General features: G+C 29.8%; 12 protein-coding genes. 7 read left to right on the top strand and 5 right to left on the bottom strand.

Features of this window, described 5'->3' with window-relative positions:
• The first annotated feature begins 4 nt into the window (after positions 1-4).
• Both ACWXVT_RS02150 and ACWXVT_RS02145 read left to right on the top strand, forming a co-directional pair.
• On the top strand, positions 5-238 hold the full coding sequence (locus ACWXVT_RS02150) for a hypothetical protein (RefSeq protein ID WP_455967891.1): 234 nt from the start codon (positions 5-7) through the stop codon (positions 236-238).
• Between the two features lie 8 nt (positions 239-246).
• A complete protein-coding gene (locus ACWXVT_RS02145) occupies positions 247-3471 on the top strand; it encodes a hypothetical protein (protein ID WP_455967890.1) in 3225 nt (1074 codons plus the stop codon).
• A 43-nt stretch (positions 3472-3514) separates the two neighbouring features.
• Here the strand turns inward: ACWXVT_RS02145 and ACWXVT_RS02140 are convergent, their stop codons facing one another.
• Both ACWXVT_RS02140 and ffh read right to left on the bottom strand, forming a co-directional pair.
• Positions 3515-5242 (bottom strand): hypothetical protein, encoded by a 1728-nt coding sequence (locus ACWXVT_RS02140; protein ID WP_455967889.1) that lies wholly within the window; start codon positions 5240-5242, stop codon positions 3515-3517.
• A gap of 58 nt (positions 5243-5300) precedes the next feature.
• Entirely contained in the window at positions 5301-6650 is a 1350-nt protein-coding gene (ffh, locus tag ACWXVT_RS02135) for a signal recognition particle protein (RefSeq protein WP_438341752.1), read from the bottom strand.
• A 174-nt stretch (positions 6651-6824) separates the two neighbouring features.
• On the opposite strand from ffh, the gene ACWXVT_RS02130 reads away from it, so the two are divergent.
• The 4 genes from ACWXVT_RS02130 to ACWXVT_RS02115 all read left to right on the top strand — a co-directional run bounded on the left by ACWXVT_RS02130 (position 6825) and on the right by ACWXVT_RS02115 (position 11219).
• Entirely contained in the window at positions 6825-9200 is a 2376-nt protein-coding gene (locus tag ACWXVT_RS02130) for a phosphoketolase family protein (protein WP_455967888.1), read from the top strand.
• Between the two features lie 44 nt (positions 9201-9244).
• The gene (locus tag ACWXVT_RS02125; protein WP_438341754.1) at positions 9245-9550 is read left to right on the top strand and encodes a hypothetical protein; all 306 of its coding nucleotides are present in this window, start codon (positions 9245-9247) and stop codon (positions 9548-9550) included.
• 69 nt (positions 9551-9619) lie between these two features.
• A complete protein-coding gene (locus ACWXVT_RS02120; RefSeq protein WP_438341755.1) occupies positions 9620-10570 on the top strand; it encodes a Cof-type HAD-IIB family hydrolase in 951 nt (316 codons plus the stop codon).
• A complete protein-coding gene (locus ACWXVT_RS02115) occupies positions 10560-11219 on the top strand; it encodes a ribonuclease HIII (RefSeq protein WP_438341756.1) in 660 nt (219 codons plus the stop codon). The genes ACWXVT_RS02120 and ACWXVT_RS02115 overlap by 11 nt, the downstream gene beginning before the upstream one ends.
• 49 nt (positions 11220-11268) lie before the next feature.
• Here the strand turns inward: ACWXVT_RS02115 and tpiA are convergent, their stop codons facing one another.
• Positions 11269-12030, bottom strand: coding sequence for a triose-phosphate isomerase (tpiA, locus tag ACWXVT_RS02110; RefSeq protein ID WP_438341757.1), 762 nt, complete (start codon positions 12028-12030; stop codon positions 11269-11271).
• 89 nt (positions 12031-12119) lie between these two features.
• On the opposite strand from tpiA, the gene ACWXVT_RS02105 reads away from it, so the two are divergent.
• Complete coding sequence (locus ACWXVT_RS02105; protein WP_438341758.1) at positions 12120-12494, top strand: NUDIX domain-containing protein; 375 nt, start codon at positions 12120-12122, stop codon at positions 12492-12494.
• Between the two features lie 83 nt (positions 12495-12577).
• Here ACWXVT_RS02105 and ACWXVT_RS02100 read toward each other — a convergent pair whose 3' ends face one another.
• Both ACWXVT_RS02100 and ACWXVT_RS02095 read right to left on the bottom strand, forming a co-directional pair.
• Complete coding sequence (locus ACWXVT_RS02100) at positions 12578-15463, bottom strand: GmrSD restriction endonuclease domain-containing protein (protein ID WP_455967887.1); 2886 nt, start codon at positions 15461-15463, stop codon at positions 12578-12580.
• Positions 15447-16691, bottom strand: coding sequence for a DNA cytosine methyltransferase (locus ACWXVT_RS02095; protein ID WP_455967885.1), 1245 nt, complete (start codon positions 16689-16691; stop codon positions 15447-15449). The genes ACWXVT_RS02100 and ACWXVT_RS02095 overlap by 17 nt, the downstream gene beginning before the upstream one ends.
• Positions 16692-16759 lie beyond the last annotated feature (68 nt).

Here is a 16759-nt window from a genome sequence, read left to right as displayed (position 1 = left end):
ACGAATGAATAAGGAAAATGAATCAACTAAAGAAGAATTAGTGTTAGAAAAAGTTTATTTTAACTTTAAAAACAAACAATATTTAATTGACTTAGTGAAAGTGAAAAGTGAAGACAAAAATAAAATTGGGGTTTTGTGTCAAGTCAACGGCGACACAATTAGTGAACTAAATTATTTTAGTTTTCGCAATAAATTGAATTACGAATTTATAAAACGATTGATTTTGAAACATAAATAAGGAGTTATATGGAAGAAAAAAAGAATAAAAAATCAAAGAAATTTTGAGTTGGATTAGCACTAGGAGCAACCGCTATTGGATTAATTACTATTCCTACAATTGTTGGAGTTTCAGCAAGTAAAGGTAAAAAGATTGAAATTCAAAAGTCAGAAATTACAAGGTTGAGAGAAAAATATACTAAAACAAATGAAGACTTAGAACAAACTAATAAAACATTAGAAAAACTTAATAGTGAATATGATATTTTAGTACGGGATAATAACGAAACCAACAAATTATTAGGAGATTATGTACGAAGATTGGAAGAGTTGAAAAAATCTTCACAAAATTCAAATTATGATAATCGAGAAAGTGCTTCAAAAATTGAAGCATTAGAAAAAGAGATTAAAAGGTTGATAACTTTAAGTAAGCAACAAGAAAGTGAATTAGACACTAAACAACAAAATATTAAAAATTTAACGGAACAAAAATTACAATTGGAAAGACAAATTTCAAGTGTTGTTTCTCAAGCAAAAGCAAAAGAAGAAAGCAATACAAAAGAGATTAATCGCTTGAAATCAAGTATTAAGGAAGCACAAACTAAAATTGACGTTTTAAATGGTAATGTGTCTTCATTAAATAATCAATTGATTATTGCTAATAATGAAGTTGCTAAATACAAAAAGCAAGTCGAATCAACTAAAAGTGAAGTAAATAAAAATAATGAAGATACTAAAAACTTACAACTTTCATTAGAAAGTGCGAAACAGCAACTTGTACCTATTATTAAAAAGGTTATTTTGAATGGTAAAAATACTATTGACACATTAGCAATTTATGATAATATCATCCAAAACGCGAGTGAGAAGACTAGTCCAGGACTAGACAATAAGAGTCCAAAACAATATTTAAGTGAAAAAATGTCAACTACACAATTAGATAGTTTAAAAGCACAGCTAACACAATATCAACAACTAAATGATAATCAGTTGGTAAATGAGTTTTTTAATCAAGCAAATGTTAATAATGAAAAACTTACTAAGTTATTAAAATTGTTAGCCGATATCGAATCAAAAGTACGTCAAGTATTTAATACTAATAAGCAAGTAATTATTGATTACGATAACAAAATCAGTGAAATTAACGCACAAAATGAAGACAAGATTGAAAAAGTAGAAGATAAACTTTTAACATTAACAGGAACAAAAAATATTGACGAACTAACTACTATTAGTCCACAAAACGCAAAAGATAATTCATTATTAAAATCATTGTGAAATGATATTGAACTAAAGAATAAAGAACTGAAACAAAAACAAGCGTTAATCGAACAAAATAATCAAAAAATTAGTGAACTAGAAGCAAAAATTAAGCAGCAAGAAGCAAGTAGTCTAGCATTGGAAAACAATTTAGCACAAGCAAGAATTAATCTTGGTACAAAAGATACTAAAATTCAACAATTACAAAATCAAATTGTGACTTTACAACAACAAAAAGATAGTTTTGAAAAACAAAATCAAACTTTAAGTACACAAAAACAAGAATTAGAAACTCAAAAGCAACAATTGAGTAAAAAGGTTGAAACTAAGAATACACAAATTCAAACTTTAGAGACTCAAAAGACACAATTGCAGGAACAAATTAGTACCTTAGAAGCAAAGATTAGCAGTTTAACTAGTGAGTTAGACACACTGAAAAAATCACAAGTTTCCTTGAGTAGTCAAGTGTCTAACTTACAAGAACAAATTAAACAAAAAGACACACGTATTAGTCAATTAGAAAGTGAATTAGCACAAGAAAAACAAAAATCAAAAGAAGAAGATAAGCAACGAATTAGTCAACTTGAAAGAGAAAAACAAAAATTACAATCAGCAAGAGATAATTTACAAAGTCAATTGACTACGACAACAAGAACTCTTTTACAAGTGCAAGGAGATAAAACTAGAAAAGAAAGTGAAATTAGACAAAATGAAAGAACGATTAGTGACTTAAGAAGTCAAGTGTCTTCGAAAGATAACGATATTAAACAAAAACAAACTACTATTAATAGTTTAAATAGTCAAATTACTTCAAAAGATAGTCAAATTTCAACTTTAAGTCGCGAAATTCAAAGTTTAAAACAACAAAAAGCAAGTTTAGAAGCGACTATTCAAGCAAAAGATAGTGAGATTAGACAAAAAGACCAAACTATCGAAAAACAACAAGATAAAATTGCAGTACTAGAAGGTAAAACAACAAAAGAAGAAGCATTACGTCAAGAAAATAGTGAACTTAAAAAGCAAGTCGAAACTTTAAATGCGACAATTTCGGAAAATACTAAGGAAATTAATAGACTAAAAGGCGAAAATAGAGAACTAAACTTGTATATTCTTGACTATCAAGATTGACAAAAGTTTAGTGAAGCAAAGAAATTCATTGAAAAGTTTAATAACATTTTAGTGTTTTCGAAACAATATCTAGAATTTTTACAAGGTGACGAAGTGATTAATTGAGAACGTCCTAACATTCGGCAAGGAGAATATCACTCTTGAAACACACCAAATACGGAGTTTTTCAAACAAGTTGAGAAAGGACAAAGGGATTTTGATAGTTTATTCAGTGACATTGACTTAACAAACAAAGCAAAGGTTGCTATTGTACGTTCGCTTAAACCTGACAACTATATGTTAAATTGAAACCTTTTAAAAGAAGATTTTGAAAAACTTAAAAAATTGCAAACACTGAAAAAAGTTAAAGAATTAACTTCAAGACAAAGAACTAATAGTGAAAAACAAGAAATGAAACAACTTGTGTGAACTATTGATAATGTGTATAAACAAGTAAACTTAGTTGACTTGACTACTGAAGTGAGTGTACCTTTTAGCACTCCTTGATATAGAAATTGAGAAGAAATGTATTATGCTGTTGCGGAAGCACAAGACGATTATCAAGAGCAAGCCGGTTTAAATAACACTGCAAGTGGGAAAAAGAATTATATTGAAGGAGAACTAACAAAACTTGGGGTTGAAGACGAAAATTGAGTTCTTAGCGTTTCTAGAAGTTTAGAGGCACTGTTACAAGAAAACATTATGAAATTACAAGGATACAAGAGTGGAGAACCGGGATTTTATGAAGATATGAATAGTGGTTACAACTTAGAGTTGAGTAATATTAGAAAACTGAGAAGAGTTGAAGATATATTTACAAGATTTATTGCATTAGCAAACTTAATGGAAAGAGTTAAAGGCGAACTTGCGCGTTATGAAAGAAATTAATTAATAAAATAAGTAGACTTTTTTGAAGTCTACTTTTCTTTTACTAAAATGGAAGATTATCATTAGTGTGTTTAATTTCAATAGGAGTTTTGTCGTAGTAAAGGCTATATTCATTCATATAACTTGCTTTAGTTACTAGATAGTGTGACTTATTGTATATAAATCAATCTATTGTTTTTTGCAAGTCAAAATTGTTTTTCCAGTCACCTATATCGTCATTAAAAGTTGCGTCAATTACCATTTCAGTACCGTCTAAAACTAGTCCTGCATTGACGTGTTGAAAATCTTCATTATTAGAAATTTTATAGTACTTTCCATAAAACATTAAATTCTTGTATCCTAGCATATCTAAAGCAATGTAAACGAATTCGCTGTATCCTTGACAATTAAAATAAGCATAATTAGTAGTATCAATAGGGGTATCAAAAATAGTAATGTAGTCGATTAATTTCTTGTTATAACCATACTCATAAATTACTTTAATGCTTAAAAATCTAGTCAAAACTAATGCTACCTGGTCTAAATTAAAGTCTTTAGAAATTAGTTGTGAAACAAAGTGTTTTACGATTGAAATTTGTTTTTCAAATAGTTGTCTCACTTCTTGTTTTTGTGCTTCATTTAGGTCTTTTCAATTAACTCAAATATTTAACTGTTTTTCAGTTGCTTTTTTAAGCATATATTGGTAAACATCATCGTACTGAAAATTATATGATTTTGACAAATCCTTTCTAACAAAAGGAGTAATGTGAGTGTAACTATCTAAATTAACTGCTTTATCTTGTGAAAATACCATTCAGGTATCATTACCATAATCACGCATTGAAGTAAATAAAACGGTTAATTTATTTTCTAATTCACTGTCACTTCAAGACGCAATTTTTTCGATTTCCTGACTTAATTTATCTTTTCAAACAGTATAAAATTCTTTTAATTCAGGATTTAAAAACTTAGCATAATAAGTATTGTAAGTTTCAATAAAATCACTACCATTTAGTAACGCTTGTCACTTACTTACTAAGTTATCAAACTCAATGCTTAAACGATTAATACGGTTAACTAAAACACTAGGATTAGTGTCAATAAAAGTTTTGTATTCTTCGATTACTGTATTAATTTTGGTATCAAATCTTTGACTTAATAATTCAAAAATACGCTTAAAAACAACACTATTACCACTATATAAAGTGTTTAATTTAGTATAAAAATCATTAATTGCTTTTTGAATTGTTTCATAAGTATCTTTTAGATTGCTAATTCTAATTTTGATTACATTATTATCATTTTGATATTTTGATTTTTGATTTAAAAGTAACGAAATGTTATCGTTGTATTCTTTTGAAAACTTACCGTTAATTAGGTTTTGAACTACTAAATCATTTTTCTTATTAATATTGTTTTTCGTTTCAAATTCTTTAATAAAAGTAGCAATATTTTCAGTTGAAAAAAGGTTATCAATGTCACTTTTTAGTTGTTTAAAAGTTTCTAAAGAGTTGTAATTTTGATTTTTGATTTCAAGAATTTTAATGTTAAAAAACAGCCTTAAGTTTTCGAATGGAGATTTTTTAACTTGACTTTCAAGATTATCTAAAAGGTTTTGATTTTCATTCGATTGCTTAATTTTAATGTAGTTTGAGTCAAAAACTTGCTGACTAAAATCAGCAATTCTTTGTTTATCGTGGGCGTTATTAGCACAAGAAACTAATGCAGTTGGAAGTAGCACTAGTGGACTAATTGATAGCGATAATGCACTTCATAAAACTCTTTTTTTCATTATTTATCCTTTTTACAACTAAAAGTGCTTCTAGGTAAAATTTTTGGGTTATTTTTACTTAGAAACCGAAACCACCATTTTTCATCAATTGAGCCATATTCATTTGACCTCTTCCCGAAGCCATCTCTTTCATTTGCTTTGCCATGCGCTCATAATCAGTTATTAACATATTGTATTCACGCGCGCTACGACCAGAACCACTCAAGATTCTTGCTTTGCGGTTTGCATCTTTTAATAATTTAGGATTTTTACGTTCTTTTTTGGTCATTGAGTCCATTAAAATCTTGTAAATGTCGAATTTTTCTTCTGCTCTTGAAATTTGATCTTCGTCAATTTTATTTCCTAAACCAGGAATCATTTTCAAGATTTTAGTCATTTTTCCTAATTTCTTGATTTGTGCCATTGTTTCCATTAAATCTTCTAAACTAAATTGACCGCTAAAAAATCTTTGTCCTAATTTGCGAGCTTTTGATTCATCAATATTTTCTTCTGCCTGTTCGATAAGTCCAACAATGTCACCCATTCCCAAAATTCTTTTTGCCATTCTTTGGGGATCAAAGGCTTCTAAAGCGGAAATTTTTTCTCCTGTTCCGATGAAAATGATTGGAACGTTTAAAAGATGAGTGATTGAAAGAGCAGCTCCACCACGAGTATCAGAATCTAGTTTAGTAATAATTGTTCCGTTTAATTGCAACTCATCATTAAAAATTTTGGCAACATTAATAACATCCTGCCCACTCATTGCATCAACTACTAAGAAAATGTAGTCTGGGTGAATATTCTTTTTGATATTTTTTAACTCTTGCATTAAGTTTTCATCAATTGCTAAACGTCCCGCTGTATCGACAATTACTAAATCGTTGCTGTTTTGTTTGGCTTGTTGTAATCCGTTGTTAACAATCGCTAATGCGTCATCAACTTTTTCAGTATAAAAATCAACATCAATTTGTTTTGCAAGAGATTGTAATTGATCTCTAGCAGCCGGACGATAAATATCCGCTCCTATTAATAATGGCTTAGAAGCGATTTTTTTCTTTCTTAAAAATGCTGCTAATTTGGCAGTCGATGTTGTCTTCCCACTACCTTGTAGCCCAATCATCATAATCTTGGTAGGTTGTGATTTTATCTTGATTTCTGTTGCTTTTGAACCTAGAATTCGAACTAATTCTTCTCGGAAGATTTTAACTACGGTTTGTTGTGTGTCTAAATTACCTAATTTTCCATTTTCAAGAATTTTTGTTTTCACTTCTTTTGTAAAAGTTTTAACAACTTCTAAGTTAACGTCAGCTTCAAGTAATGAAAGTTTTACTTCACGGATTATTTCTAAAACATCAGCTTCCTCAATGCGAGTTTTTTTATTCATTTTTTCAATTGATTTTTGTATTCTATTACCAATAAATTCAAACATAATATTTAATTATAACCTAAAACCTTTTTTAAGCACTTGCAGTGACTTTTAACAGCCATAAAGACTCAAATTGATAAACAAAATTACTCATTTTTTCTTTGCAAGCACTTACATTTTGAAGGTTTTTAATGGTACAATAAATAAGCAATATACACATTATTACGAAGGAGAAAAATGAAATTCAAAAACGATAAATTTTCAACCAAAGAATACTTTGACAAATTAGACGCTTGATTTAGAGCGGCTACTTACATTTCTGCTGGTCAAATGTATTTAAGAAACAATCCATTATTACGTAAACCTTTAACAAGTGATGATGTTAAGATTTATCCAATTGGGCACTGAGGAACTATCCCAGGACAAAATTACATTTACGCCCACTTAAATCGTGTGATTAATAAATACGATTTAAACATGTTCTACATCGAAGGACCAGGACATGGTGGACAAGTTATGGTTTCAAACTCATACTTAGATGGAAGTTATTCAGAACTATTTCCAGAAATTACTCAAGATGAAAAAGGGATGCAAAAATTATTCAAAATTTTCTCATTCCCAGGCGGAATTGCTTCTCATGCCGCTCCTGAAACTCCCGGTTCAATTCACGAAGGTGGAGAATTAGGTTACGCTTTAAGCCATGCAATGGGAGCAATCTTAGATAATCCAAATGTGATTGCTGCAACAGTCATTGGAGATGGAGAAGCTGAAACTGGACCTTTAATGGCTGGATGATTCTCAAATTCATTCATTAACCCAGTAAAAGATGGAGCAATTTTACCAATTTTGTACTTAAATGGTGGAAAAATTTCAAACCCAACAATTCTAGAACGTAAAAGTGATAAAGAACTAGAAATGTTTTTTAAAGGATTAGGTTGAGATCCTATCTTCGTTAAAATTGATAATACTTCAAGCCAACACGCTTTAATGGCTTCAAAAATGGATAAAGCAATTGAAAAAATTCTTGCAATTCAACAAAAAGCACGTGCTAAAAGTGCACAAGTCGCAACTCGCCAAAATTGACCAGTTCTTATTGCTCGGATTCCAAAAGGAATTACTGGACCTGAACAATGAGATAATCTTCAAATCGAAGGAAGCTTCAGAGCACACCAAGTTCCTATTCCGGTAGCAGCTGACAAAATGTCACATGCAGATAAGTTGGAAGCTTGATTGAGAAGTTATAACCCAGACCAATTATTCGACGAAAACGGAACATTCAAAGATGAATACCGTCAAATTTCTCCAAAAGGTGACAAGAGAATGTCAACAAACCCTATCACCAATGGAGGAATCAAACCAGTCAAATTAGATTTACCTAACTGAAAAGAATTTGCTTTAAATTTCAAACAACCAGGTGAAATGAAAGCACAAGATATGGTTGAATTAGGTGGTTATTTAGCAAAAATGATTACAAACAACCCTGAAAACTTCCGTATTTTTGGACCTGATGAAACAAAATCAAACCGTTTAAGCAAAGTTTTCGAAGTTACTAAACGTCAATGATTAGAAAGTATTAATCCAAAACTAGATGAATGATTAGCGCCTTCAGGAAGAGTTATTGATTCACAACTTTCAGAACACCAAGCTGAAGGATTTTTAGAAGGTTATGTATTAACCGGAAGACACGGAGTTTTTGCTAGTTATGAAGCATTCCTAAGAGTAGTTGACTCAATGATTACTCAACACATGAAATGAATCAAAAAGGCTGATGAAGTGCACTGAAGAAATGATTATCCTTCATTAAACATCATGGCTGTTTCAACTGCTTTCCAACAAGACCACAACGGTTATACTCACCAAGATCCTGGAATTTTGGGGCACTTAGCAGACAAACAAGCAAAATACATTCGTGAATACTTACCTGCTGATACAAATACATTATTAGCAGTTATGGATAAAGCATTTTCAGACCGTAATGTAATTAACCTAATTGTCGCTTCAAAACAAGTTCGTGACCAATTCTTTAGTGTTGAAGAAGCTCAAGAATTAGTTGACAAGGGACTAAAAGTTATTGATTGAGCTTCAACTGCTACTGACAAAGATGTTGATTTAGTAATGGTTTCATCTGGAACGGAACCTACAATCGAAGCACTAGCAGCAGTTAACTTGTTACACAATCAATACAAAGATTTAAAAATTCGTTTTGTTAATGTTGTTGACTTATTAAAACTGCGAAGTCCAGAAATCGATGAACGTGGACTAACAGACGAAGAATTTGACAAAATCTTCACTAAAGATAAACCTATTGTTTTTGCTTTCCACGGATATGAAGCTTTAATTAGAGATATTTTCTTTAAACGTCACAATCACAATCTTCACATTCATGGTTATCGTGAAAATGGAGACATTACCACAACATTTGATATTCGGGTAATGAGTAAAATGGATCGTTTCGACATCGCAGCTACCGCAGCTAAAGCAGTATATGATCAAAAAGCAAATGATTTTGTAAACGAAATGGCGCAAAAAATTGCTTACCATAACCAATATATTCGTGAAACAGGAACAGACATTGACGAAGTTAAAAACTGAAAATGACAACCTATTAAATAATTACAAAAGTCCGATTGATTCGGGCTTTTTGTATAATTTTAAATATGAAAAAACTAGCCAAAATATTTGCACTAACATCACTTTTAACTTTGACTAGCCTGACTGTTGTTGCTAGTCCAGTTGTTGTTCAAAATATGAGTCAAAATCACAATCAAAAGACTCAAAAAATTAATGCCGAGCCGATAATTACTAACTTAGAAAACCAAACAACACTCGTTCCTACTAAAGAAGAAACTAAAACTGTTTCTAAAAGCACAGCTCCTTGAAATGCTTTAATTATTGCTGGACTTAGTATTTCAGTAGTAGGAATCATTGCTGTTATTGTTTATTTAATCTTTAAGAAGAAGTAAAAAAGCACACAATATGAGTATTTTTTCGCTTTTTTGTGTGTTAAGTTATAATTTTTAATAAGGAGATATATGGATCGAAGAAACAAGCAAAGAAAATTTCTATTCGCGATCGATTTGGATGGTACTTTGTTAGCAAGTAGTGCTGAACAAACTATTCACCCAAAAACAGTTGAACAAATTAAAAGAGCAGTTGATGAAGGACACGTTGTTTCAATCATCACTGGACGTCCTTGAAGAAGTACAAAACCAATTTATGATCGCTTAGGACTTAATGCTATTGTTGGAAACTATAATGGAGCACACATTCATAATCCTAATGACCCATTTTTTATCCCAACTATTTCTTATTTAGATTTAAATGAAGTTTTATACATTTTAGGTGATAAAAAGGTTGAAGCAGAAATTTCTAACTACGCTATTGAAGGACCTGACTGAGTACAATTAATGCACCGCGACGAAGCTCTAGAAAGAGTTTTCAACTTCAATACAGCAACAAAATTTAAAGAAAAAATTGAACTTACTAAATTACCTTTAAAACCAACAGGAATTGTTTTTGATGTTAAACCAACTACTGATGTTGTTGAACTATTAAGTTATCTAAAGAAAAGATATGGAGACTTAGGAGAATTTTCTTCTTGATCTAAAGGAGAAGGTTTAACTCCAGTTGTTGATATTACTTCAATCGGAGTAACAAAAGCCAAAGTAATTAGTTTATTAATGCGTTACTACGATATTGATATTGATGATACTATTGCTTTTGGAGATTCATTCAATGATGCAAGTATGTTTGAAACATGTAACATTGGAGTAGCCCCTGCTAATGCCGAACAATTCATAAAATCATTAGCAAGTGAAAAAATGAAACAAACTAATAAAGAAGGAGCTGTTGGTATTTTTATTGAAAAGTTCCTAAACAATCCTGAAAAATACATCAAAAAAGCCAAAGCCTTCCATAAAGAATTAGATAAAGAAAAATTACAATTAGTAAGTGCTTCACACTTTTACGAAGATGAAAAATAATTTAGATTTGATCGGTTGCGATGAAACCGGAGTTGGAGATTATTTTAGCCCCATTATTTTTGTAGCAGCTTATGTGCCAGACCAAGCAAAAGAAGAAATTATTAATTTAGGTGTTAAAGATTCTAAAAAATTATCAGATAAAAAAATAGTCAAGATTGCTAGTCAAATTCTTGACAAGGTTTTTTATACAAAAACAACTTTAACCCAAAAAGGCAACAATAGTCTTGCTCGATTTTTAAATGTTAATGAAGTTAAATTACTTTATCACTACAAAAATATTGTTGCTTTACAAGAAAAAATCTCTAAGCCGGCCATTATTGACCAATTTTCTACTCTCCGCAGCATTGCTGGCTATGAAGCAAGATTAGCTAAAACTAATTTAAATTTTCAAAAACCGCATTACGAAGTTTTATTTGAAACTAAAGCTGAAGATAATTATTTAAGTGTTGCAGTTGCTTCAATTTTGGCACGTTATTTCTTTTTAAAAGCAATGCAAGAACAAAATGAAAAATATAAAGTAATTTTTCCATTTGGAGCAAGCAACAAAATCATTGAGTTTGGTAAAGAATTTATCAAAATCTATGGCAAAGAAGAGCTTAATGTTGTTGCAAAAACTAATTTCAAAACTACCGATGCCATTCTAGGTTAACAAAAAAGCCAGTTTCACTCAGAGACTGGCTTTAGTCTTAATTGGATAACTATTTTTGGTTTAACAGTTCAATGTTTTTATCCATAATTTCTAGCATTTCAAAAAAGCTTTCAGCTTGCAATGATGCCTTACCCACTAAAAAACCACTTATGTAAGGGATTTCTAGCAAGTGTTTAATGTTTTCTGGTTTAGCACTACCACCATACATAAAACTTACGTTTGGTAGTTTTTTACCTAGTACATCATAAACCTTAATAAGATGTTCGTTTGAAGCAACTTTTCCTGTTCCTATAGCTCAGATTGGTTCATATGAAACAATAACATTTTTAAGGTCACTAACTCCTTCTAATGCCTCATCTAGTTGTTTGATTAGTGAGTCTAAGGTTTGGTTGTTTTCATACTCTTCTAAGGTTTCGCCAATACACAAAATAACATGTAATCCAACAGTCAATGCATTTTTAATACGGCGGTTAATTTTGTGCCCGTTGTCTTCGAAAAATAGCCGTCTTTCCGAGTGCCCAATAATTACAAAGTCCAAATCAAGATCTTTTAATTGTGCAGCTGATATATCACCAGTGTAAGCTCCCTTATCAAACATAGAAATATTTTGTGCTCCTACCTTGATATCTGAACGACTCACTCCTGGCAATGTCTTAACTGCTAAATTACACAACGATGGAGCTACTCCAAAGAATACACCATTACTTTTTTTACGCTTTGAAAAGTATTCATCTAGCTTTACCATGAACTGAATTTCTTCAGTGAATGTTAAGTTCATTTTATGGTTACCAATTAAAAAATATTTATCCATTTTTTCCTTCTTTCACACTTAATAAAAAAATTATAACTTTTTTAAGAAATTTTTGAGTTCCAAGGCCATTTAATATTTATAATAAAAGTATGATTTTAGAAGTAGTAGCAGGATTAATTAAGAATTCGGAAAACAAATTTTTGATGCTTAAAAGACCAGAACACAAACACAATCCACACCTATTTGAGTTGCCTGGTGGAAAATTTGATTTTGGACTAGATAAAGAAGAACAACTAAAACGCATTATCAAAGAAGAATTAGATGTTGATGTTGTAAATTACAAGTTTTTAAGAAAAATTTCACACGTTCACGAATTAGGGAAGCTAGAAGTTAACTTCTATGAAATTGAAGTGAAGGGTGACATCAAGTTATTACAACACAAAGAAGCTAAATGGGTAATCAAAGAAGAAGCATTGCAAATTCCGATGACTAAAGCAGCACACGAATTTGTTTCAAAACTATAAAAGGAAGAAGGAAGAAGAAAAAACTGGCGTTTGCCAGTTTTTGCTTAACTTTTAGAGACTAAGGGTAATCTAATATCTGTATATTAAACGCCTTTATAAATTTCTTGCAATGCTTTAATAATATTATCTTGTCTGTCTTTGATGTTTTGAACAACTTTTTTAATAGTTTTTTGATCTAATGAATCGATTCCCAAAATTGTTGCATTTGGAAATTTCATTTCTTTTAATAAGAAATTAAGAGCTTTATCTTGAGGATATGTGTTTATCTTTTCTTTAAAATCTTTGTTTGACATTTTTGAGTTTAAATTCTTTGGTATTAAACAAGTATTTCCAATTGAGTAAAGATATTTTTTATCATCTTCGTTTTTAAAAAGTTTAGATCCTTCTCTTGGTTTTTGTGGGTGACAGTGCTCTAAACTTAATTCATTATCCTTGTTTTTGTCTTTGTTTATTGCATGGATAATTTTGTTGTATATTGTATCTACTTCATCAATAGGTGTAGTACTCAAATTATCATTTTTTGGGTAAATATATTCCAAGATTAATTTAAGTCAAATTCTAGTATAAACTTCATTTAAATTATGTTTGTTTTCTTCTTTGTTTCATTCATTTAGTCCATCTTCGACTAATTTATTGAAATCTTGGTCGAATGAAGTTACCTCTTTAATGTTGGAAATTTCATTTATTAAATGTATCTTTAACTCTTCTTGAGTATCAATTTCGTATTTCGAATTTTTATCATTTCAGTCTAGAATTTTGATTGCAATTCTATCGAAATTTGATCTTAGAGACCTATCATGAAAATTACCTTTAGTTTTTCATCAAATGATAACCTTTTCCAATGTTTTCAGTCACAATCTTAATTCATGAATTTTATAATCATTCAAGCATTCATCATCAAAAACACCAAATTTATCCAGAATAATATAAATTAAATTGATAGCAACATCTGGTAAATTTTCAGCCTTTTTCACTATAAAAATACCTTTTATTTTTGAAACCATAAGGGTATAAATAAACTTAAGTTGGTTTCTTTTTTCTTTGTCTATGATTTTTGGGTTATCTAAATCTCCGTGCTTAATATATGACATTCTCCAAAGCTCAGTTATTAGATTTTCTTTTAAATTCTCTACAATTTTTTGTTTATTATTATTCTCAACATCATTAACAGCCTCATGATCAATGATTTCTTCTATAGTTTTACCTATGTTATAGATGCTAATTTTTTCACTTTGAGTTTTTTTGAAATTTTTTAGCATGATAATTTGGAATATATTTTCTAAAATATCCTTATTATTAGCATTTAATTTCATTTGTTTTTTGAAATCTCGAAATTGCCTTTCCGCTTCACCTTTATCTTTGTAATGAGACACGTGCAGCGAGTAAAGTTTTGAGAAAAATATATCGTACGTTTGTAAAGGTTTCGATAGAGTGTTGATGCTTTCAAAAAATTTGAAGGTATCTTCTTTCTTTTTATTTACTTTCGCAACAATTATAATATTATTAAGTAAACAATCAATGAATTTTGCCAATATTTTAGCACGTTTATTGACTTTATATGAGTTCAATTCTGATTCAATAAATTCTTTTGTTTTTAAAAATTCTTTTATTGCTTCTTTATTTTTGTATTTTTGAGGATACATGAAGAATTCATTTAAGTTTTTATAACACTTGATTTGTTGAAGATCTACAAATTTATTTAAAACATATAAAGTTTTTGATCCATTGATAGTTTTGGGTTCAAATAATTCAACTAAATTGTCATAACCATTTATTTCTAAGTCTTTTGCTTCGCTTGAATATAGCATTCTGATGGCTCAATAACAAATAACTAATAACGTCATTGTTCTTTGTTGACCATCAATAAGTCAATATGTGGAGCTTTCATTGTCTTTTAACAACGAAATAAAACCTAAATCTAACGTTTCTTGTTCATTTTCAGAATTAGCTAATGAAAACACATCTTTAACTAATCTCTGAATCAGCTCGTTATTTCAAGCATAACCTCGTTGAAACAAAGGGATTAAAACTGAAAAATCCCCATATTTGTTAAGAAATAACATTTTAAAATATTCTTGAATAGTCATTCTTTCAGCTTCAAAATTAGGTTCAATACTACTTTCTCTCTTGCTATCTTTAAAGTTTAAATATTTAGCATTTTTGTAAAGATGTTCAAAACTAGTATTAATGTCTACCTTGATTGAATCATTATTACCATCAATTCCATGGTATTTGTAAAGCCATGTTTTGAATTTATTTTCTAGATAGTTTTCGGAAGAAGAAATTTTGTTATTTTTTCTAGAAATTTCATTTTTATAGTTATCGATGAACATATAATAACCAAGTGACTTGTTTATATTTTTTATGTCTGTGTCTAAAGTTCTAGCTAGTTCGTTTTTCTTTTTGTTATCTGATTTGTTGTAAACAATAGTAAATAATATTGAATAAAAGAAATCAACTTTATTATTGTTTCATTTCCGCGATTCTGAACTTAAAAAATCCTGGTTTTGATTAATTAAATTTTGCATATTATTCATTGTCTTATCATAAACATGCTTTTTTAATTTTTCTGTTAACTTAGAAATATTTGAGTCTTTGTCATGCAAGTTTACAGCATCTATTACATCTTGACTAAGAGAAAATTCGACACAATACTCTTCATCATTTGTTTGGTTTTTTATAACTATTAATTCAGTAAATAGTAAAATTCTAAGAAATTGTGTGATGGTACTCTTAGGATGAATAGTTCTATCCCGAAAAACGAAACAATCTTTCAACTCTTTGAAGTAGAGCTCACATTGATTATTATCTTTCTTTTTCTCTTCGTAAACGATAGTGAATTCTGAAGGTTTTTCGAGAAGATATTTACGTATTTCGGAGCTCTTCATTCAAGATTCAAAAAAAGTATCGAGATATCGACTTACATTTGTGCCAATTTTTCAATATTTAATATTATTTTTTTCTGTCATTCTCTTTCTCCAATTCATAAATTAATTCAAAAACAGGGGTAATAGCTTTAACATCAATCGAATTACCAGCTTGGCGGTACAAGGCAGTTCAGTTAGTAATTTGTGAGTCAATGAATGGTTTTAGCTTGTTATATTGTTTGTTTGTAAAACCCATAATTCTAAATGCTTCTCGCGGGGTGATGAGACGTCAGTTTAAAAAACCTTTCTCATTTTTGTTAATTGGAATAATACCAACATTAGGAAATCTATCTTGTCTTGTAGTTACCGTTGGAATAGCTTTTTCATAGTCTTCTTTAGATATTTGTCTTCCTTCTTTTATGTATTTTTGTCTTGAAGGTGTATCTTTAAGTGCCGCTTGCATTTTTTCGTCTAAATATTTATTTGAGTTAAAGCTAAAGATTTCATTGAAATATCTTTCTTTTGTTTTAGTTCTTGATTGAGTATATTCTTTGCCTAATTTCTTGATAAATGTGTCAAAAGCTGTATCGTTTTTCAACCACTTAGGAACACTGTTCTTTTGAATGCTCAAAGCAAAAACTCTTTGTCGTTTTTGCAATGAACCGTGTTCACGAGCATCAATAATTGTTGTAAAAGTTTTATATCCCATTTTTTGCAAATATGCTTTTCACTCATCATATTCGTGACCGAATTTTTTAACCAATTGAGTGACATTTTCTAATAATAAGTATTTAGGTTTGTGTTCCATTTCACTTAAAATTCTTCCGACTTGTCAAATTAAGTGTGAAGTTGAACTTTCATTAATAATCCCTTTTTCGCGCCCCATGTTAGCAACACTAAGACCTTGGCATGGAAACGAGTATGTAAATAGATCAATTTTCAATTCATCTAAATTCTTACCTTGAACTTGTGTGATGTCAGGAAAATTGTTACTTAGTTTGTTAGCAACAAATATGGCTTCAGCAAAAGCCTTGTTATTAAAATTAAAGTTTCTCATCGGTTTTTTACTGTCTAGTGAAAAAGTTTGCCCATTTATAAAATCTTTAATTTGTTGCTCAGTTATGTTGTACTTTTGAATATAGTCACTAATGTTTTGCGGACTCAAGTTGTGATAAAAAGCAGCATAACTTATGTTACTTCTCACGTCTCAATCACTTGTCGCTACTATCTTGAAAAAATCTTTAGCATTGTTTTTCTTGTTAACATTTTTTGCTGCTAAATGTTGTGCCCCTACACCTGCAAATGCTTCGAAAACTCTGATTTTAGTCAAAGCTAAAAAACCTATAGAAAACTATAGGCAAAAAGTATTGATTAAATTATTGCAGATGAAAAAGTTTA

Source organism: Mycoplasma sp. 1573 (genome assembly GCF_053851775.1).
Note: the sequence above shows the minus strand (reverse complement) of the source record. Positions and strands in the feature narration are given on the sequence as shown.